Genomic DNA, 18,489 nt, shown 5'->3' with positions numbered 1-18,489 from the left:
GCAGATGGCTGCCGGCGCTTTTCCGATCCGACACGATGAAATCGCCGAGGCGCGGCGGCTCGCCTCGCGTCTGCCCGACCTGCTCGTGGCCGCGCACCGTGTCGCCGCCAACGCCATGTTCGGCTTCCACGGCCGGCGGCGCCCCGGCGCAGGCGAGACCTTCTGGCAGTTCCGCTCCTACCAGATGGGCGAGCCGGCCAAGCGCATCGACTGGCGCCGCTCGGCCCGCGACCACCATCTTTTCGTGCGCGAGCGCGAATGGGAGGCGCTGCAAACGGTCTGGCTGTGGCCGGACCTGTCGCCCTCCATGCACTTTCGCTCGCGGCTGGCCGAGCATGAGAAGAGCGAGCGGGCGCTCGTCCTCGTCCTGGCGCTGGCGGAGCTTCTCGGACGCGGCGGCGAGAGGGTCGGCGTGCCCGGCCTGATGCCGGCGCGCACCGGACGCGACCTGCCGGAGCGCCTCGCCGCGGCCCTGATGCACGCCGCCGAGGCGCGCGAATGGCCGGACCTCACCGGGATCAAGCGCTTTTCGGAGATCGTCATCGTCAGCGACTTCCTCTCCGAGACGGACACCATCCACGATCGGCTGGCAAGAGCGGCGGAGCGCTCGCTGCGCCTGCATCTTCTCCAGGTGCTCGATCCGGCGGAGGAGAGCTTCCCCTATGGCGGAAGGCTGGAGTTCCAGGACCCGGAGACCGGCGTCACCTGGCTGGCGGAACGCGCCGACCTTCTGAAAGAGCGCTATCACGAGCGGCTTCTGGCCCACCGCCAGGCGATCACGCAGATGACGCAGCGCGCCGGCTACTCCTTCGCCGTCCATCACACCGATCGGCCGGCCTCGGAGGGGCTGTTGGTGCTGCAATCGAGCCTGACGGCGCCCGTGGAGCCCAGGCTGACGGGATGATTTCCAACCTCGCCTTCCTCTCGCCCTGGATGCTGGCCGGCCTCGCCGTCCTGCCGCTGCTATGGCTGATCCTGAGGCTGACGCCGCCGCGGCCGGCGCGCGAGGTGTTTCCGCCAACGCGCATCCTGATGGGACTGCAGGCGGAGAACACCACCCCACGGCGCACGCCCTGGTGGCTGACGGCGCTGCGGCTCCTGCTGGCCAGCCTCATCATCCTCGCCCTCGCCGAGCCCGTTCTGCGGCCGCAGGCCAAGCTCGCCGCCGAGCGACAGGGGCCGCTGCTCATCGTCCTGGACAATGGCTGGGACGCCGCGCCCGGCTTTCAGACCCGCCGCGACGTCGCCGCGCGGCTGATCGAGGAGGCCGGCCGGAGCGAGCGACCGGTGGCGCTGGCGGCGACGGCGGGCGAGACGAATGCCGATATCGCCGCCGGCACGGCGACGGATGCGGCGCGCCGGCTCGCCGCGATCGAGCCGCAGCCCTACCGCGCCGAGCGCGGGGCTCTCAGAGCGCGCCTCGCCGAGCTCTTCCCGCCCGGCTCGGCGGAGGTTGCGTGGATCGGCGGGCAGCTCGACGGCGGCGATGCCGCCGCCTTCGCCGAGGCGCTCGCCGCCATCGACGACGACCCGCTTCTCATCACCGCTCCCCCTGCCCTTTCGGCGCTGCGCCCGCCACGCAACGCCGCCGACAATGCCGAGATCACCGTCAGCCGCATCGGCCCGGCCGAGGCGGTGAGCCTTGCCGGCTTCGATGCGGAGGGACGGCGCATGGTGGAGACCAGCGCGCGGCTGGCGGCCAACGGGGACACCACGCTGACCATCGGCCTGCCGACGGAGATGCGCAACGAGATCGCCCGCTTCAGCATCGAGGGCGAGCGCAGCGCCGGCGCCGTGCAGCTCCTGGACGGGCGTTGGCAACGCAAATCCGTCGGCCTCATCGCCGGCGAGGGCGGCGGGGCGGCGCAGCCGCTCTTGGCTCCGCTCACCTATGTGGAGCGGGCGCTCTCTCCCTATACCGACATTCGACAAGTGAGCCGCGATACCGTGCCGGAGGCGATCGAGGAGCTCGTGACCGCCGGCGTCTCCGTCCTCGTTCTGACGCAGACCGGCAACCTGCCGCCGGAGACGGTGGAGCGGCTCAGCCAGTGGGTCGCCTCGGGCGGCACGCTGTTGCGCTTTGCCAGCTCCAACATCGCGGCGAGCGATACAGAGCTGTTGCCGGTGGCGCTGCGCCAGGGCGAGCGCGCCCTCGGCGGCTCACTCTCCTGGGAGGAGCCGCAGCCGATCGGCCGGTTCTCCGCGCAAAGCCCCTTCCGTAACGTCGCCATTCCGCAGGATGTGCGCATCCAGAGGCAGATCCTGGCCGAGCCGGGATCGCTCGCCGAAGCTGAGACATGGGCGGAGCTGCGCGACGGTACGCCCTTGATCACCGCCGCCGGCCAGGGCGCGGGCCGCATCATTCTCTTCCACATCACCGCCGATCCGCGCTGGTCGAACCTGCCGATCACCGGCGCCTTCGTCGACATGCTGCGCGCGGTGATCGACACGGCGCAGGGGGCGGTGCGGCTGGAAGCAGAAGGCGGCGGCGTGACAAGCGGTGCAACGGCGCGCCGCAGCGCAAACAACGCGCCATGGCGGCCCGCTTCCGTTCTCGACGGCTATGGAAGCCTGCGCCCACCCGGGCCGGAAGCCGCGCTCGTCGCCGACATCGAGACCGCCGCACCCGGCGCGGAGACGCCGCCCGGCCTTTACGAGCGTAACGGCGACACGCGGGCGCTCAACGCCGTCGACGCGCAGACCGACCTGTCGCCCCTAAGACCTCAATCGCTGGGCTGGCCGGGCCGCGTCGCCTCGCTTGAGCCGCAGCGCGCCGAGCCGCTCTGGCCCTGGCTTCTGGCCGCCGCGGCCGTGCTTGCCGCGCTCGACGCCATCGCCGCGCTCGCCCTTTCCGGCCGCCTCGTGCCGCGCCGGGCGGTCGCCACGGGGCTCGGCCTTGCCGCCATTCTCCTCGCGGCCCAGCCGCAGGGCGCGCAGGCCCAGGAGGTCGCCGCCGAGGAGGCGCTGCAAGGCACGCTGTCGACCCGGCTCGCCTATGTCGTCACCGGCGATGCCGTCATCGACGAGACCAGCCGGGCGGGCCTGCGCGGGCTGTCGGAATATCTTTCCACGCGCACGGCGCTGGAGCCGGGCGCGCCGGTCGGGCTCGATCTTGAAAGCGACGAGCTCGCCTTCTACGCCCTCATCTACTGGCCGGTCAGCTCCGACCAGCAGCCACCCCAGCCGCAGGTGATGGCCAAGGTCGACGCGTTCATGAAGAACGGCGGCACCATCCTCTTCGACACCCGCGATGCCGGCAATCCGATGCCGCGCTCGGCGGTGACGGCGACGCCGGAAACGCAGAGCTTGCGCGAGATTCTCGGCCAAGTCGACGTGCCGCCGCTGGAGCCGGTGCCGCCGGACCACGTCTTGACCAAGGCCTTTTATCTGCTCAGCGAGTTTCCCGGACGCTGGAACGATTCGGAGCTCTGGGTGGAGGCGCTCGCCGAGCAGCCCACAGAGACCGGGCGCCCGGCGCGCGGCGGCGACGGCGTCTCGCCGATCATGATCACCGGCAACGATCTGGCCGCCGCCTGGGCCGTCTCGCCCGACAACCAGTTCCTCTATCCGACCGTGCCGTCCGATCCGCGCCAGCGCGAGATGGCCTTCCGCGCCGGGGTGAACATCGTCATGTACACCTTGACCGGCAACTACAAGGCCGACCAGGTGCATATTCCCGCGCTCCTGGAGCGGCTCGGCCAGTGACCCGCCCATGACCCGCCCATGACACGCTTCGTCGTCGATTTCGAGCCGCTCCTGTCCTGGTCGATCATCGCCGGGCTCGGCGGGCTTCTGGCGCTTCTCGGCCTCTACGCGCTGATCCGCCGCCTGCCGGGCGCCTGGCTGAGGCTTCTGGCCGCCGCTCTTCTCGTCGCCGCGCTCGTCAATCCGGTGCTGCAGCGCGAGGAGCGCGAACCCCTGCCGGCGGTCGTCGCCCTTATCGTCGACGAGAGCGGCAGCCAGGGGATCGGCGAGCGCAGCCAGCAGACGGAGGCGGCGGTCGCCGCCCTCAAGGATCGCATCGCCGCTTTGTCGGGCTTTGAGACGCGCGAGGTGCGCGTCGGCGATGCCGCCAATGACGGCGGCACGGCGCTTTTCGGCGCGCTCGCGGAGGCGCTCGACGACGTGCCGCCGGACCGGCTCGGCGGGGCCGTGATGGTGACCGACGGCATCGTCCACGATACGCCGGCGGAACCGGAGAGCCTGCAGCTCGGCGCCCCGCTGCACGCCCTCATCACCGGCGAGGAAGAGGAATACGACCGCCGCATCGTCCTGGAAAAAGCGCCGCGCTTCGCCATTCTGGGCGAGGAACAGGGCGTTACCTACCGGGTCGTCGACGACAGGCTGGGGCCGGGACGCAGCCTCGCCGTGACGCTGCGCATCGACGGCAAGGAGGTCGCCACCGACATCGCCATCGTCGGCGAGGCGGAGACGATCGAGCTGCCCATCGACCATGCCGGGCGCGCCATCGTGGAATTGGAGGTGGAGGCGGCGGAAGGCGAGATCACCACCGACAACAACGTCGCCGTCGCCGAGATCGACGTGGTGCGCGAGCATCTGCGCGTGCTGCTCGTCTCCGGCGAGCCGCATGCCGGCGAGCGCACCTGGCGCAACGTGCTGAAATCGGACGCGGCGGTCGATCTGGTGCATTTCACCATCCTGCGTCCGCCGGAGAAGCAGGACGGCACGCCGATCCACGAGCTCTCGCTCATCGCCTTTCCGACGCGCGAATTGTTCTCCGAGAAGATCGACGAATTCGATCTCATCATCTTCGACCGCTATCAGCGGCGCGGGGTGTTGCCGATCCTCTACTTCGACAACATCGCCCGCTATGTGCGCGACGGCGGGGCGGTGCTGATCGCCGCCGGACCCGACTACGCCTCGCCCGCCAGCCTCTACCGCACGCCGCTCGGCACCGTGTTGCCGGCCGAGCCCTCCGGCGAGGTGCGCGAAGAACCTTACCGGCCGGCGGTCACCGAGCTCGGCGCCAAGCATCCGGTCACCCGCGACCTGCCTGGCGCGCAAAGCCAGCCGCCGGACTGGAGCCGCTGGTTCCGCCTCGTCGACGCCGATGCGCTGCGCGGCGACGTGCCGCTGGAAGGTCCCGGCGGGCGGCCGCTGCTGGTGCTGTCGCACGAGGACCGGGGGCGCATCGCCATGCTGCTTTCCGACCATGCCTGGCTGTGGGCACGCGGCTTTGAGGGCGGCGGCCCGCATGGCGCGCTTCTGCGCCGCATCGTCCACTGGCTGATGGGCGAGCCGGAGCTGGAGGAGGAGGCGCTGACCGTCGAGGCGGAGGGCAACAGCCTTGCCGTGGAGCGCCAGACGCTCGGCGAGAGCGCGCCGACGATTACCGCCACCGGCCCGAACGGCGAGGCGCAAGAGGTGCCGATGCGCGAGGCCCGGCCGGGCCTGTGGCGCGGACGCCTGGAGAATGCCGATCTCGGTCTTTACAAGGTCAGCGACGGGCGGATGACGACGCTCGCCCATATCGGCACCGCCGACCCGCTGGAGTTTCGCGAGGTGACGAGCACGCGCGACCGGCTCGCGCCCGTGGCGGAGGCGAGCGGCGGCGCCGCCATCCGCCTTGCATCCGATGGCGCCGCCATCCCGCGCGTGGCGGCGGTATCGCGCCGGGCCGCGGCCGCCGGCTCCGGCTGGATCGGCCTGAAGCGCAGCGAGGCGACGATCCTCAAAGGCGTCGACCGTCTGCCGCTCTTCGGCGGACTTCTCGGCCTTGCCCTCCTGGTGGGCGCTTTCGCAGCCTTGTGGTGGCGCGAGGGACGCTAGCGCGTTTCGCACGCCGCCTTTTATCAAGGCGCCGGCAGGTAAGACCGAGGAAAGCAAGCATCGGGTGATATCGTCATGGCCGGCCCTGACCCGGCCATGCATTTCTCAGGCTCTGCCGTTGGCGAAGCGGCGGCGGCATGGATGCCCGGATCACGTGCGGGCATGGCGACAAGCGAACGATGCCCGTCAAGCGCACCGCCAAAGCCAGCGCCCGAGACGAAGGAGATCGCCGCGCGGAACCTGCCTCACTCCGTCGCGGTTCTTGCCGCAAGCGTTGGAACGCCCCCGCGACGATCTACATGCATGCTGTCATTCGCCGCATCAGCGGCCCCCACCCGACGATTGAGGAAAGGATATTGCCATGAAAGGCCCCGATATTTCGCTGAAGCACCTGCAACGCGCGCTCACCATGGAGCTGAGCACGGTCAACACCTACCTTTTGCAGGAGCGCAAGCTCGACGATTGGGGAATCGACCGGCTTGCCAAGCGCATGCGCGAGGAGATCGACGAGGAGCGCGAGCACGCCAACCTCTTCCTCACCCGCCTCCTCTTCCTGGAAGGCGAGCCGGACGTGCACACGCTCGACAAGATCGAGCAGCCGAAATCCATCAGGCACATCTTCGAAACGCAGCACGAGATGGAGAAAGAGGCGCTGGAATATTACACCAAGGCGGCGCGCGAGTGCCAGGAAGCCGGCGATATCGGCACCTTCCGGCTGTTCATGACCATCCTCGCCGACGAGGAGGGACATATCGACTTCGTGGAGGAGCAGTTCGATCTGATGGAGATGATGGGCGAGCAGCTCTACATCGCCCGACAGGTCTCCTCCGCCGCCGACAAGGAGGAAGAGGAAGAATAAGCCTCAAGGCTTCAGAAGAACCTAGAGCACGTCACCTTCAGGTTTTGTTTCGGCGGGCGCCTTCGGGCGCCCGTTTGCTTTCCCGCCTCGTCGTCAGGCGGCCGCCTTGCCGGCAATGATGCCCGCGAGCCGGTCGCCGACGCCCGCCTCCAGCTCCGCCACCAAGAGCCGGCGCGGATCGCAGGGGCCGGGCATGGCGACCCGCCCGGGCGGCAGCCGGACGAAGCCGAGCGGCCCATAATATGGCTCGTCGCCGACCAGGATGACGAAGCGCACGCCCCTCTCGCTCGCCGCCGCCAACGCATGACGCACCAGCGCCTTGCCGTAGCCGCGGCTTTTCAAGGGCGGGTCGACGACGAGCGGTCCGAGCAGAAAGCCCATATCCTCTCCGCCGACGGTGATCGGCGTCAGGCGCACCGAGGCGGCGATCCGTTCCTCAAGCACCGCCACGAAGGAAAACTCCGGGGCATGCGGCGCCTGTTCGCGCACGCGGAAGGCCGCGCGCGCATAGGCGCCCGGACCGAAGGCCGTGGCGATCAGGCCGGAGATGGCGGGATCGTCGTCCGGCGCCTCTGGCCGGATGAGGATGTGGGGCATGGGAAGAACACTCGGCTGAGAAAGAAAGGGCCCCGCCGGATGCGGGACAGCGCGACGCGCCGCTTCAAGAAGCGGCGGCTAGCCTCGTCGCAGGCGAAGATTGTCAGCCGAAAAATCCATGGGTCGCGCCTCTATCACAGCCCTTGGGGGGCCGCAACGCTCTTGGCAAGGCGCGTCTGACGCAAACAGTGCTTTCACCGCCCGCGCCGCAAGCGCATGCTTGTGCAGCCGTGCCCGCAACCTACCTCACGCCGGAAACTTCCCCCGTGGAGGGTTTGACATGATCGATATCCGTTCCTTCGACAGCCTCGGCGGCGCCGACCACGGCTGGCTGCGGACCAAACACCACTTCTCCTTCGCCGATTATCACGATCCTGAGCGGGTGCATTGGGGCGCGCTCAGGGTGTGGAACGACGACACGATCGCCCCCCAGGAAGGCTTTCCCCGCCATCCCCATCGCGACATGGAGATCGTCACCTATGTGCGCCAAGGCGCCATCACCCATCGCGACCATCTCGGCAATGAGGGCCGCACCGTCGCCGGCGACGTGCAGGTGATGAGCGCCGGCTCCGGCATCGCCCACGAGGAATGGAACCTTGAGGACGGCGAAACGCAGATCTTCCAGATCTGGATCCTGCCGGCAGAAAAGGGCGGCGAGCCACGCTGGGCGAGCGCCAGCTTTCCGAAGGCGGAACGCGCCGGCCAGCTGGTGCCGCTCGCGTCCGGCAAGGGCGAGAACGACACGCTTCTCATCCGCCAGGACGCCACGCTCTACGGGGCGACGCTGACCCCGGGCCAGGAACTGCGCCACGGCCTCGTGCCCGGACGCTACGTCTATCTGGTGCCCGCCAGCGGCAGCGTGACGGTCAACGGCAAGAGGCTTGAAACAGGCGACGGCGCGGCCATCCGCGACGAGGCGGAGATCGTCATCGCCCATGCCGGCGGCAAAGAAAGTGCGGAGATCGTTCTGGCAGACGTGCCCCGGCTTCGTTAAGACGCAGGAGGGCCCCCGCGGCGGGGGGCGGGGGAGAGAAGCTGATGGGTTTGTTGGTCGACGGCGTCTGGCAGGACAAGTGGTACGACACCGAGAAGACCGGCGGGAGATTTGAGCGGGAGGAATCCACCTTCCGCAACTGGGTGACGGCGGACGGCGCGCCCGGCCCTTCCGGCGAGGAGGGCTTCAAGGCCGAACCGGGGCGTTATCATCTTTACGTCTCGCTCGCCTGTCCCTGGGCGCACCGCACGCTCGTCTTTCGCAAGCTGAAGGGCCTTTCGGAGATGATCGGCGTTTCCGTCGTCAGCCCGCTGATGCTGTCGGAAGGCTGGATCTTCGACGACGAGCACCCCGACCATCTCTACGGCCTGCGGCGGCTCTACGAGCTCTATCTGAAGGCCCGCCCCGGCCATACCGGCCGGGTCACCGTGCCGGTTCTGTGGGACAAGCAGCGCGAGACCATCGTCTCCAACGAATCGGCCGAGATCATCCGCATGTTCAACACCGCCTTCGACGGCATCGGCGGGCGCTCGGAGCTCGACTTCTATCCGCGCGGCGAGCGCGAGGCGATCGACGATGTCAACGCCCTCATCTACGAGAACGTCAACAACGGCGTCTACAAAGCCGGCTTCGCCACCAAGCAGGCCGTCTACGAGGAGAACTACAAGACGCTGTTCAACACGCTGGACGATATCGACCAGCGGCTCGACGACCAGCGCTTCCTCGTCGGAGACCGGCTGACGGAGGCCGATTGGCGGCTGTTCACCACGCTGGTGCGCTTCGACGCCGTCTATTACGGCCATTTCAAGTGCAACAAGCGCCGTATCTCAGACTACACGAACCTGTCGGGCTATCTGCGCGATCTCTACCAGATCCACGGCGTCAAGGAGACGGTCAACTTCCCGCACATCAAGCGGCACTATTACTACAGCCACGCCCAGATCAATCCGACGCGGATCGTGCCGCTCGGCCCTCTTCTGGTGCTGGATGCCCCGCATAACCGCGACCGTCTGCCGGGCGAAGGCATTCCGCGGGACTGAGTGCAAGCTACCAGTTCTCCGTCTTCGCCTGCCGGCCCTCTATCTCGGCAAGACGCGCAAGGGTGGAGGGCGTCGCGTCCCGGGGCAAGGCGGAAAGCGGAAAGCGCCCGACCTCGGCGATCTCCAGGCCGGTCGGATCGACACCCAGAAGGTCGAAAGCGCGACAGACGAACAAGACGACATGATCGTTCGGGTGGGCCCTGGGGTTGCGGTAAATGCCGAAGAGCTCCGGCTCGCCGGCAAGCGCCGCGGCGGTCTCCTCGCGCACCTCGCGGCGGATCGCCTCCAGCGCCGATTCGCCTGCCTCCACGCCGCCGCCGGGAAGATACCATCCCGGCAGATAGGTATGACGCACCAGGAGGATGTGGCCGTCGGCGATCAAGGCCGCGCGCACGCCGAGCGTGATGCCCCGGGTGAGACGGCCGGCCGCGAGCAGCGCCTGCTGCATGAGACGTTGCAGCGGGTTGAGGCCAGTCAAAGCGGCTGCCATGACAAACTCCTGTCGTCGCCCCACCTTAGGGCCTGTCGATGGTCTCCGACAGGCCCTGTGCGGAGGGCGTTGTTGCAGCGAAGAAAGGATCGGCGCGGCTGATGTTTCGTCTTGCACATATCTCCGACGTGCATCTGCCGGCGGTGCCGCAGCCGCGCCTGCGCGAGCTCGCCTCCAAGCGCATCATCGGCTACGCCAACTGGCATCAGAACCGGCGCGGGCGGATGACGGTCGACACGCTGGAGCTGTTGACGGCGGATCTGAAGGAGAGCGCGCCGGACCATATCGCCGTGACCGGCGATCTCACCAATCTGGCCCTGCGGGAGGAATTCGAGAATGCCCGGCTGTGGCTGGAGGCGCTCGGGCCGCCGACGATGGTGACGGCGATTCCGGGCAACCACGACGCCTATGTGCCGCGCGCGCATCACCGCTATCGGCGGCTGTGGGCGCCATGGATGTCGGCGGAGGGCGACGCGGAATTCGTCGGGCCGGCGATCTTTCCCTTCATGCGCCGCAAGGACGGCATCGCCATTATCGGCCTTTCCTCCGCCGTCGCCTCGGGCCCCTTCATGGCGACCGGCCGCCTCGGCCGCCGACAGACGGCGCGGCTGGAGACGCTTTTGGCCGAAGCCGAGGAGGAAGGGCTGTTTCGGGTCATTCTCGTGCACCACCCTCCCAAGCTCATCGACCCCTCGCGGACGCTGAGGCGGCTCACCGACGCGCATCGCCTGCGCCGCGCCGTGCGGCGCCAGGGCGCCGAGCTCATCCTGCACGGCCACGACCATATCCGCTCCGTCACGGCGATCCGCGGCCCGGTCGGGGCCGTTCCGGTGATCGGCGTTCCGGCCGGATCGGGCGGGGCCTCCGACGGACCGAAGGCCGCCGGCTACGCGCTACACGATATCAGCGAGGGCAACGGCTCCTGGCGGCTGACGGTCCGCCATCGCTGTCTCGACGCCAAAGAGGGCGTGCACGAGGCGCTCAGCCTCAACTTCGATGTCAAGCGACCGCAAACCAGGCATAAGTGAGGAGCGCGGCGGCGCCGCAGATGAGGCCGAAAATGAAGGCCATCAGCACCCAGAAGCCTGAAAGGCTGGAACGGGCATGCTCCTGTGTGGCGCGGGCATCGGCGAGACGGTTCTGGCGCGCGGTCTCCATGGCGTCGGCGGCGAGCGCGCGCTCGCGCTCCACGATCCGATCGGCGATCAAGCTCGTCACCCGGTCGGCGATGGTGGAAGCGTCTGTGGCCTCGGCGAGAACGATGCGCCCGTCCAGCGTGTCCTGCAGAAAACGATAGGTGCGCTTGTCGCGCGCCATCATCACGAAGCTCGTCGCATCGACCCAGTAGCGCGGCGGATCGCCGGGCAGGATGGCGAGAAGGAAGCGATCGCGGTCGCGCTGCGGCAGTTCCTCAGCCACGCCCCGCATTTCCTCCACCAGGAGTTCCAGGCGGGTGCGCTCGGTTTCGCGCAGCTCCACGATGCCGTCCATGCGGTCCGATTCGCGAATGCGCGCTTCGCGGACACGTTCCTGAAGGTTGCGCACGGTCGCCCCGGCTCCCGCCACGGTGTTCATGCTCTATCCCCTTTCGCCCGCTGCCCTCGGAAGCTACCAGAAAAAGCCGGCAGCGACAGGCGCGCGGTCTGCGGCGTCCACGGCTATCTATGGTTAATCAAATAGAAAGGAAATGGAAATGCCGCCACGCCCCAGAAGCACCGAGCGCGTCGAAGAAGCCGCCAGAAAGGCCGGCATCGACATTGAGATCCGCCGCATGCCGGATACGACGCGAACCGCCGAGGACGCGGCCAGGGCCTGCGGCACTTCCGTGGCGCAAATCGTCAAATCGCTGGTCTTCAAGAAGGCACAAAGCGGCGAGCCGGTGCTGCTGCTCGTCTCCGGCAAGAACCGCGTCGACGAGAAGAAGATCGCCGCCCATCTCGGCGAGGCGCTGAAGCGCGTCGACGCCAGCGAGGTGCGCGAGCTCACCGGCTTTGCCATCGGCGGCGTCGCCCCGCTCGGCGCCACGCGCCCGCTCGCCACCTATATCGACGAAGACCTGCTCGCCTTCGCCGAGGTCTGGGCCGCCGCCGGGGCTCCGGACGCGGTGTTCCGGGTCGAGCCGCACAAGCTGATGCAGGCGGCGGAGGCGAAGCCGGTCGCCGTTACCTAAGGCCGGGCCGGAGCAGATGGCGGCCAGCCCCGGCAGGCGGAGATGGCAAGCTGGCGGGGTCGCGCACCCGTCCTGCCAAAAACACAACTCACGTTCTCGCGAGCTTTCAAAAGCTTCGGAACACGCCGATGCGCCTCGCGTTGCCCGTCCAGACAGACGATTCGATTGCCACGGCCGAAAGAAAACCATGTATTTGTGGCCTTAACGCCACACAATTTCTTTCGCCGCGGATATCGACGTCAATCACGGAGCAAACAAGAGAGGAACTTCATGAGCGATTTTGCGATTATCTGGGCGCTTTCCCTGGTCACCCTGCTTCTCGTCCTCGGCTATGCCATCTGGCAGCGCATCAGCGCCGCCAAAGCGAGCCGGCACCGGGAGAGTTCGGCGTTGTCGGAGCGAAGCGAAGAGATTGCCGAAAAGCGCGCGAAGAAGGGGATCGAGCGACCGGAGGACCTGCAGGAGGCGCGCTCCTGAGCGACTGCCGGCTCTGCGAAGGGCGCGCGGCTTTTCAGCCGCGCGCATTCTCCACGATGAGGGCCGCCGCCTCCGCCGGGATTTCGTGCGGCAGCATGTGGCCGACATCCTCGAAGACATGCACGGCGATGCGGCCGGGCAGCTTGTGAGCCTGGCGTGTCGGCAGGACGCGGTCCTGCGTGCCCCAGACGACCTTGATCGGACAGGCAAGGCCGGCGATGGCGTCGATGGGCAGCATCTTCTGGCGCCCGTCTTCCGACAGCGTGGCACCGATCTCCTTCAGCGCCCGGCTTGCGCCCGGCGCCTTCCTTTCCGCCACAAGCTCTTCGATGACGGCCTCCGGCACCGGATTGCGCCAGCCGTAAAACTGCTCCAGGAGCAGGCGCAGCTCGTCCGCCTCGGTGGCGGCGGCGTAGCGGGTCAGAAGGCGGTGATTGATCTCCGGGCCGAAGCCGCCCGGCGACAAGAGGGTCAAGGAGCACGTGGCCTGCGGCGCCTTCAAGGCGATGAGAGCGGCCGCGGCGCCGCCCATGGAATGGCCGACGAGGTGAAAGCCGTCCGGCGCGCGCTCGGCAAGGTCGGCGCCGACGGCCCGCGCCGCGGTGACGGCATGGCCGGTGCCTGGATGGGCGAGCGAGCCGGCATGGCCCGGCAGATCGTACAGAAGCAGCGGCAGGCGCTCGCCAAGCTCTGCCACGACCATGTCCCAGGCGCGGTGCGAGGCGCCGAAACCGTGCAGAAGAACCACGGGCGGGCGGCCTTCATCGAGATTTCCCGCCCGCGTGACGAATAGCGACGACATCGGCTCCGGCGCTCCCCCTTGCGGCCTTGCGCCAAAGCGGCGGAGCCCTCAGCCCCGCTCCCCTCAACGCGTGATGATGATGCGGGTATTGCCCGGACCGGTCTGCTTGACAAGGTTGTAGAGCGTGCGGGCGTTGGAGGGATGCAGGCGCACGCAGCCATGCGAGGCGGGCCTGCCGAGGCTACGCACGGCGTTGGTGCCGTGGATGGCGTAGCCGCCGCGGAAGAAGATGGAATGCGGCATCGGCGACATGTCGTATTTGCGCGAATACCACATCTTGTGCATGCGCTGCGGACGGTAGGTGCCGGTCGGGGTGCGATAGCCGCGCCTGGCCGTGGAGACCTTCCAGGTATAGGCGAGCTTGCCGTTGGCATAGACACGCATCTGCTGCTGGGAGAGGTCGATGCGAGCGGTAACGCCGGCTTCGGCGATGCCGCCGAAGACCAGAGCGGCCAGCGCGGCGAGGAGACAAAGTGCCGAGATACGCATGGTTTTCCTCATTGATCCCCGGTCATCCACAAGCGCGCCGCATTCGCCCTAACTTAGCCACATTTCACCCACGGGCGGAATAGGGAGGATGTTCAACCTTCAGAGAGGGTTAAGCCGCCGAAAGATGGAAGCTTGCCAAGATAGCCGGGATACGGCCGTTTGAGACGATCGCGGTGAAACGGCAGGCCTTGTCCAGGCATCGCCTGCTTTTTGTGCGTGACCTGGCCGCGAGCGCTGGCTAGCCTGCGCCAAGAGATGGAACAACCGCTCCGCGAACGCGCCCTGCCGCGCGACACCGTCTTCAACGAGATGCTGGGGCCAGACGGGACCCCGCGCCCACATTACGCCACGCTGTGCGCCTGGCTGGACGAGCAGCCCGCGCGCATCCTGAAGCGCAAGCGCGCCGAGGCGGAATCGATCTTCCGCCGGCTCGGCATCACCTTCTCCGTCTATACCGGCAGCGAGGCGCGGACCGCCGACACGCTGGAGCGCCTCATCCCCTTCGATCTCATCCCGCGCATCCTCTCGGCGCGCGAATGGCGGCTCTTGGAGCGCGGCATCGAGCAGCGCGTGCGCGCCCTCAACTCCTTCCTCCTCGACATCTACCACCGCCAGGAGATCATCCGCGCCGGGCGCATCCCGGCCGAGGTCATCTTGATGAACGAGGCCTATTGCGTGGAGATGATCGGCCATCGCCCGCCGCTCGGCGTCTTCAGCCACATCATCGGCACCGATATCGTGCGCACCGGCGAGGACGATTTCTTCGTCCTGGAGGACAATATGCGCACGCCCTCGGGCGTCTCCTACATGCTGGAGAACCGCGAGGCGATGCTGCATCTCTTCCCCGAGCTCTTCGCCGCGCATCAGGTGGCGCCGGTGCAGCATTATCCGGAGCTGCTGCGCCAGACGCTGGAGGCGGTCTCGCCGGTGGCGCCGGAGGAGACGACGCTCGCCGTCCTCACCCCCGGCATCCACAACTCGGCTTATTTCGAGCATTCCTTCCTCGCCGACCAGATGGGGGCGGAGCTGGTGGAGGGCCACGACCTCTTCGTCGACGAGGCCGCGCTCTACATGCGCACGACGCGCGGCCCGCAGCGCGTGCATGTGCTTTATCGGCGCATCGACGACGACTTCCTCGACCCCCTCACCTTCCGCCCCGATTCGGCGCTCGGCGTTCCGGGGCTGATGGACCTTTACCGGGCCGGGCGCGTCACCATCGTCAATGCCCCTGGCGCCGGGATCGCCGACGACAAGGCGATCTATTCCTGGGTGCCGGAGATCGTGGAGTTCTACACCGGCGAGAAGCCGATCCTGAAGAACGTGCCCACCTGGCGCTGCGCCGAGCCGGAAGCGCTCGCCTATGTGCTCGACCATCTGCCGGAACTGGTGGTGAAGGAGGTGCACGGCTCCGGCGGCTACGGCATGCTCGTCGGCCCGACCGCCTCCAAGAAGCAGATCGCCCAGTTCCGCAAGGTGCTGAAGGCGCGCCCGAAGAACTACATCGCCCAGCCGACACTGGCGCTTTCGGCCTGCCCGGCCTTCACACAGGCGGGGGTGGCGCCGCGCCATGTGGATCTGCGTCCCTTCAGCCTCGTCTCCGACCGGGTGCGGCTGGTGGCCGGCGGGCTCACCCGCGTGGCGCTGAAGAAGGGCTCGCTCGTCGTCAATTCCTCGCAAGGGGGAGGCACCAAGGATACGTGGGTGCTGAGCGAGTAGGCCAATGCTGGGACGGGTTGCGGCAAGCCTTTTCTGGATGTCCCGCTACATGGAGCGGGCGGAGAACATCGCGCGGCTGTGCGAGGCGGGATTTCGCATCTCGCTGACGCCGAAGGTCGGCGGCGGCTACAAGGAGGAATGGCTTTCCACGCTGAGAAGCGCGGGCGTCTTCGACGCCTATCAGGCCGCCCATGAGGAGGTGAGCGGCGAGAACGCCATCAACTTCCTGCTCTTCGACGAGCGCAACCCTTCCTCGGTGCGCTCCTCGCTGACGGCGGCGCGCACCAATGCGCGCATCGTGCGCACCAAGCTGACGCGCGATATGTGGGAATCGCTCAACGACACCTGGATCGCCCTGCAGGCGGTCTCGCCGCAATCGATGAGCAATGCGCGCCTGCCCGATTTCCTCGACTGGGTGCGCCACCGCACCGCCCAGTTCCGCGGCGCGCTCTTGGGCACCGTCCTGCGCGACGAGGGCTACTATTTCAGCCAGTTCGGCGCCTTCATGGAGCGGGCCGACAACACGGCGCGCATCCTCGACGTGAAATACTATCTGCTCTTGCCCGACCATCAATCGGTCGGCGGCGCCATCGACACTTATCAGTGGGAGACGATCTTAAGAGCCGTCTCCGCCCATCGCTCCTACCGGCATGTCTTCCACGAGGATTACCGGCCCTGGCGGATCGCGGAGTTTCTCATCCTGCGCCCGGAAATGCCGCGCTCGCTGCGCTATTGCTACGACTGGCTCGCCGTCACCGCGGAGGGCCTGTCGGAGCGCTACGGTGAGGAGCGACCGACGGCCGAGCTGGTGCGCTCCACCCACCAGCTTCTCAAGCAAAGCGAGATGGGCGCCATTTTCCAGGACGGCCTGCACGAATTCCTGACCGACTTCATCGACCGCAACAACCGGCTCACGGTGAGCCTCGCCGCCGACTATTATTTCGATCCGACGGCGTGAGGAACCAGAACGATGCGCCTCAAGGTCCGCCATACGACGCATTACCGCTATTCCAGCCCCGGCCGCTACGCCATCCAGCGTCTGCGCCTCACCGCCCGCGACAACGCCGCCCAGAGGGTGCATGGCTGGTCGATCGAGGCGCCGGGCATGGAGGAAGCGGCGAGCTACACCGACGGCTTCGGCAACATCACCCATCTCGTCACCCAGACGCAGCCAAGCGAGACGCTGACGATCGTCGCGGAAGGCCATGTGGAGACAAGCGATACCGGCGGCATCGTCGGCCGGCCGGAAGAGATGGCCAATCCGGCGGTGTTCCTGCGCACAACGCCGGTGACGGAGCCTTCGCCGGGCATCCGCAAGCTCGCCCGCTCCATCGAAGGCGAAGAGCGGCTTGCCGTCCTGCATGAGGTGATGGCGGCGATCCACGAGCACATGAGCTTCGACACCGACGCCACCCATGCCGGCACCAACGCCGCGGAGGCTTTCGCAACCGGCTACGGCGTCTGCCAGGATTACAGCCATATCTTCTGCGCCGCCGCGCGGGTGATCGGCATTCCCGCCCGCTACGTCACCGGCTACCTGCATCTCGACGACGAGGCGCCGGCCGTCGCCCACCACGCCTGGGCGGAGGCCTTCTTGCCCGATCTCGGCTGGGTCGGCTTCGACGTCGCCAACGGCATCTGCCCGACGGAGCGCTATGTGCGCCTCGCCTGCGGCCTCGATGCGGCCGCCGCCGCGCCCATCGTCGGCCTGCATCGGCTCGCCGGCGAGGAAACTTTGTGCGTTGACGTCGTCGTCGAACAGCAGCAGCAATAGGGGCGGCGCGCCCCTCGGCGGCCGGGGAAGATCGTCATGACCTATTGCGTGGGCCTCAGGCTCGACCGCGGCATCGTGTTTGCGTCCGACACCCGCACCAATGCCGGCGTCGACAACGTGTCGCTGTTCAACAAGATGCATGTCTGGGAACGGCGCGGCGACCGGGTGCTGGTGCTCCTGACCGCCGGCAACCTGTCCATCACCCAGGCCGTCGTCTCGCTCCTCAACGAGCGGCTGCACGCCGTCGACGATCCCGACAGGCCGTCGCTGATGAGCGTCGCCACCATGTTCCAGGCCGCGCGCCTCATCGGCGACACGGTGCGCGAAGTGCTGCACGACGAGGAAGAAGCGGTGAAGGCGCATCCGGGCCTCTTCACCGCTTCCTTCATCTTCGGCGGCCAGATCGCCGGCGATGTCCACCGCCTTTTCCTCATCTACCAGGAAGGCAATTTCATCGAGGCGACCAAGGACACGCCATATTTCCAGATCGGCGAGCACAAATACGGCAAGCCGATCCTGGACCGGGTGACGGTGGCGCCGATGCGCATGGGCGAGGCGGCCAAGCTCGTCCTCATCTCCTTCGATTCCACCGTGCGCTCCAACCTCTCCGTCGGCCTGCCCATCGACCTTCTCATCTATCGCAAGGACACGCTGGAAATCGGCGAGCAGCGGCGCATCGAGGCGGACGATCCCTATTTCCGCAAGCTCTCCAACGCCTGGTCGGAGGCGCTGCGCGATGCTTTCGCCAGGCTGGAGGAATACGAGGAGGCGTGCGAGCCGCAGACCGAGTTTCAGCTGGCGACGCCTCGCCCGGCGCGGAAGGAAGAGGTGTAGCCGGAAGAAGCGCGACCGCGAGCGGCCAACAGCGTGCGCGGAGCCTGAAAACTGTCGTCGTGAGCCTTCCATTCCGCCCACGCCGAGCACAGCCTCAGAGGTAGCGCGCAAAGGGCGCAGCCGGGGAATGGATGGCCGGGTCGGGCCCACGGCTGTCCGGTTTAATTTTGTGGACTGAGCGCACGGTGTTGATTCTACTCGTGTTCAGACGTTTGGCGTGTCTTCCGGACACGAGGGAGCAACACCGTGCGGCACCACAATAGCGTTTTCCACGACGTCTTGAAGCATGTTCCCTGGGGCGTGTTCGAACGGCTTGTGGACAAGCACCATGCGGACAAGCATGTGCGTCGGCTGTCGACCAAGAGCCAGTTCGTGGCCTTGCTCTATGGGCAATTGTCGGGGGCTCAGAGCCTGCGCGAGATCGTCGGCGGCCTTGAGAGCCATGCGGCCCGGCTCT

The 18,489-nt window shown here is 67.6% G+C and carries 19 protein-coding genes; 14 read left to right on the top strand and 5 right to left on the bottom strand.

All coding sequences use genetic code 11. The features are described from left to right. Positions 1–4 precede the first annotated feature (4 nt). The 4 genes from Q331_RS0112375 (at position 5) to Q331_RS0112360 (ending at position 6,649) form a co-directional block, all read left to right on the top strand. Positions 5–904 (top strand): DUF58 domain-containing protein, encoded by a 900-nt coding sequence (locus tag Q331_RS0112375; RefSeq protein WP_026380935.1) that lies wholly within the window; start codon positions 5–7, stop codon positions 902–904. Then, positions 901–3,705 carry a DUF4159 domain-containing protein gene (locus Q331_RS0112370; RefSeq protein WP_026380934.1) on the top strand — a complete coding sequence of 935 codons (2,805 nt, stop codon included), beginning with the start codon at positions 901–903 and terminating at the stop codon, positions 3,703–3,705. Before Q331_RS0112375 ends, Q331_RS0112370 begins: the two co-directional genes overlap by 4 nt. Before the next feature lie 18 nt (positions 3,706–3,723). Next, a complete protein-coding gene (locus tag Q331_RS0112365; RefSeq protein WP_026380933.1) occupies positions 3,724–5,790 on the top strand; it encodes a membrane protein in 2,067 nt (688 codons plus the stop codon). Between the two features lie 361 nt (positions 5,791–6,151). Beyond that, positions 6,152–6,649, top strand: a complete 498-nt coding sequence (locus Q331_RS0112360) for a bacterioferritin (RefSeq protein WP_026380932.1) — start codon at positions 6,152–6,154, stop codon at positions 6,647–6,649. A 93-nt stretch (positions 6,650–6,742) separates the two neighbouring features. Here Q331_RS0112360 and Q331_RS0112355 read toward each other — a convergent pair whose 3' ends face one another. Beyond that, complete coding sequence (locus Q331_RS0112355) at positions 6,743–7,246, bottom strand: GNAT family N-acetyltransferase (protein WP_026380931.1); 504 nt, start codon at positions 7,244–7,246, stop codon at positions 6,743–6,745. Positions 7,247–7,526: 280 nt separating this feature from the next. On the opposite strand from Q331_RS0112355, the gene Q331_RS0112350 reads away from it, so the two are divergent. Then, entirely contained in the window at positions 7,527–8,240 is a 714-nt protein-coding gene (locus Q331_RS0112350; protein WP_026380930.1) for a pirin family protein, read from the top strand. Between the two features lie 44 nt (positions 8,241–8,284). After that, on the top strand, positions 8,285–9,280 hold the full coding sequence (locus Q331_RS0112345; protein WP_026380929.1) for a glutathione S-transferase family protein: 996 nt from the start codon (positions 8,285–8,287) through the stop codon (positions 9,278–9,280). A 7-nt stretch (positions 9,281–9,287) separates the two neighbouring features. On the opposite strand, the gene Q331_RS0112340 is transcribed toward Q331_RS0112345, so the two are convergent. Then, a complete protein-coding gene (locus Q331_RS0112340; protein WP_026380928.1) occupies positions 9,288–9,770 on the bottom strand; it encodes an NUDIX domain-containing protein in 483 nt (160 codons plus the stop codon). A gap of 101 nt (positions 9,771–9,871) precedes the next feature. Here Q331_RS0112340 and Q331_RS21435 point away from each other — a divergent pair, with 101 nt between their 5' ends. After that, positions 9,872–10,798 (top strand): metallophosphoesterase family protein, encoded by a 927-nt coding sequence (locus Q331_RS21435; protein WP_051631116.1) that lies wholly within the window; start codon positions 9,872–9,874, stop codon positions 10,796–10,798. On the opposite strand, the gene Q331_RS0112330 is transcribed toward Q331_RS21435, so the two are convergent. Then, a complete protein-coding gene (locus tag Q331_RS0112330; RefSeq protein WP_026380927.1) occupies positions 10,770–11,345 on the bottom strand; it encodes a hypothetical protein in 576 nt (191 codons plus the stop codon). The genes Q331_RS21435 and Q331_RS0112330 overlap by 29 nt on opposite strands. Before the next feature lie 118 nt (positions 11,346–11,463). Here Q331_RS0112330 and Q331_RS0112325 point away from each other — a divergent pair, with 118 nt between their 5' ends. Together Q331_RS0112325 and Q331_RS0112320 are read left to right on the top strand one after the other, a co-directional pair. Continuing rightward, complete coding sequence (locus tag Q331_RS0112325) at positions 11,464–11,940, top strand: YbaK/EbsC family protein (protein WP_084175033.1); 477 nt, start codon at positions 11,464–11,466, stop codon at positions 11,938–11,940. A 270-nt stretch (positions 11,941–12,210) separates the two neighbouring features. Further along, on the top strand, positions 12,211–12,417 hold the full coding sequence (locus Q331_RS0112320; protein ID WP_026380925.1) for a hypothetical protein: 207 nt from the start codon (positions 12,211–12,213) through the stop codon (positions 12,415–12,417). A gap of 34 nt (positions 12,418–12,451) precedes the next feature. Here Q331_RS0112320 and Q331_RS0112315 read toward each other — a convergent pair whose 3' ends face one another. Together Q331_RS0112315 and Q331_RS0112310 are read right to left on the bottom strand one after the other, a co-directional pair. Then, positions 12,452–13,219: an alpha/beta fold hydrolase gene (locus Q331_RS0112315; RefSeq protein ID WP_026380924.1), complete on the bottom strand. Its 768-nt coding sequence runs from the start codon at positions 13,217–13,219 to the stop codon at positions 12,452–12,454. A gap of 63 nt (positions 13,220–13,282) precedes the next feature. Then, the gene (locus tag Q331_RS0112310) at positions 13,283–13,708 is read right to left on the bottom strand and encodes a L,D-transpeptidase (protein ID WP_245615637.1); all 426 of its coding nucleotides are present in this window, start codon (positions 13,706–13,708) and stop codon (positions 13,283–13,285) included. Between the two features lie 255 nt (positions 13,709–13,963). Here Q331_RS0112310 and Q331_RS0112305 point away from each other — a divergent pair, with 255 nt between their 5' ends. From Q331_RS0112305 to Q331_RS23455, 5 genes are all read left to right on the top strand, one after another. After that, positions 13,964–15,424, top strand: coding sequence for a circularly permuted type 2 ATP-grasp protein (locus tag Q331_RS0112305; RefSeq protein WP_407637780.1), 1,461 nt, complete (start codon positions 13,964–13,966; stop codon positions 15,422–15,424). Positions 15,425–15,428: 4 nt separating this feature from the next. Continuing rightward, positions 15,429–16,382, top strand: coding sequence for an alpha-E domain-containing protein (locus tag Q331_RS0112300; RefSeq protein WP_026380921.1), 954 nt, complete (start codon positions 15,429–15,431; stop codon positions 16,380–16,382). A 12-nt stretch (positions 16,383–16,394) separates the two neighbouring features. Continuing rightward, positions 16,395–17,198: a transglutaminase family protein gene (locus Q331_RS0112295; RefSeq protein WP_026380920.1), complete on the top strand. Its 804-nt coding sequence runs from the start codon at positions 16,395–16,397 to the stop codon at positions 17,196–17,198. Positions 17,199–17,234: 36 nt separating this feature from the next. Beyond that, positions 17,235–18,032, top strand: coding sequence for a proteasome-type protease (locus tag Q331_RS21430; RefSeq protein WP_245615635.1), 798 nt, complete (start codon positions 17,235–17,237; stop codon positions 18,030–18,032). Between the two features lie 246 nt (positions 18,033–18,278). Then, on the top strand, positions 18,279–18,489 hold a 211-nt coding region (locus tag Q331_RS23455), incomplete at its 3' end, for a DUF4372 domain-containing protein (protein WP_156953337.1).

This window comes from Afifella pfennigii DSM 17143 (genome assembly GCF_000688515.1).
GTDB lineage: Bacteria > Pseudomonadota > Alphaproteobacteria > Rhizobiales > Afifellaceae > Afifella > Afifella pfennigii.
Note: the sequence above shows the minus strand (reverse complement) of the source record. Positions and strands in the feature narration are given on the sequence as shown.

What these genes read in the sequence shown, in the direction of transcription:
- Q331_RS0112310 (WP_245615637.1), bottom strand. Translation starts at nt 13,708, where the DNA reads ATGCGTATCTCGGCACTTTGTCTCCTCGCCGCGCTGGCCGCTCTGGTC.
- Q331_RS0112355 (WP_026380931.1), bottom strand. Translation starts at nt 7,246, where the DNA reads ATGCCCCACATCCTCATCCGGCCAGAGGCGCCGGACGACGATCCCGCC.
- Q331_RS0112300 (WP_026380921.1), top strand. Translation starts at nt 15,429, where the DNA reads ATGCTGGGACGGGTTGCGGCAAGCCTTTTCTGGATGTCCCGCTACATG.
- Q331_RS0112325 (WP_084175033.1), top strand. Translation starts at nt 11,464, where the DNA reads ATGCCGCCACGCCCCAGAAGCACCGAGCGCGTCGAAGAAGCCGCCAGA.
- Q331_RS0112345 (WP_026380929.1), top strand. Translation starts at nt 8,285, where the DNA reads ATGGGTTTGTTGGTCGACGGCGTCTGGCAGGACAAGTGGTACGACACC.
- Q331_RS0112330 (WP_026380927.1), bottom strand. Translation starts at nt 11,345, where the DNA reads ATGAACACCGTGGCGGGAGCCGGGGCGACCGTGCGCAACCTTCAGGAA.
- Q331_RS0112360 (WP_026380932.1), top strand. Translation starts at nt 6,152, where the DNA reads ATGAAAGGCCCCGATATTTCGCTGAAGCACCTGCAACGCGCGCTCACC.
- Q331_RS0112305 (WP_407637780.1), top strand. Translation starts at nt 13,964, where the DNA reads ATGGAACAACCGCTCCGCGAACGCGCCCTGCCGCGCGACACCGTCTTC.
- Q331_RS0112365 (WP_026380933.1), top strand. Translation starts at nt 3,724, where the DNA reads ATGACACGCTTCGTCGTCGATTTCGAGCCGCTCCTGTCCTGGTCGATC.
- Q331_RS21435 (WP_051631116.1), top strand. Translation starts at nt 9,872, where the DNA reads ATGTTTCGTCTTGCACATATCTCCGACGTGCATCTGCCGGCGGTGCCG.
- Q331_RS0112370 (WP_026380934.1), top strand. Translation starts at nt 901, where the DNA reads ATGATTTCCAACCTCGCCTTCCTCTCGCCCTGGATGCTGGCCGGCCTC.
- Q331_RS0112315 (WP_026380924.1), bottom strand. Translation starts at nt 13,219, where the DNA reads ATGTCGTCGCTATTCGTCACGCGGGCGGGAAATCTCGATGAAGGCCGC.
- Q331_RS0112295 (WP_026380920.1), top strand. Translation starts at nt 16,395, where the DNA reads ATGCGCCTCAAGGTCCGCCATACGACGCATTACCGCTATTCCAGCCCC.
- Q331_RS0112350 (WP_026380930.1), top strand. Translation starts at nt 7,527, where the DNA reads ATGATCGATATCCGTTCCTTCGACAGCCTCGGCGGCGCCGACCACGGC.
- Q331_RS0112340 (WP_026380928.1), bottom strand. Translation starts at nt 9,770, where the DNA reads ATGGCAGCCGCTTTGACTGGCCTCAACCCGCTGCAACGTCTCATGCAG.
- Q331_RS21430 (WP_245615635.1), top strand. Translation starts at nt 17,235, where the DNA reads ATGACCTATTGCGTGGGCCTCAGGCTCGACCGCGGCATCGTGTTTGCG.
- Q331_RS0112375 (WP_026380935.1), top strand. Translation starts at nt 5, where the DNA reads ATGGCTGCCGGCGCTTTTCCGATCCGACACGATGAAATCGCCGAGGCG.
- Q331_RS0112320 (WP_026380925.1), top strand. Translation starts at nt 12,211, where the DNA reads ATGAGCGATTTTGCGATTATCTGGGCGCTTTCCCTGGTCACCCTGCTT.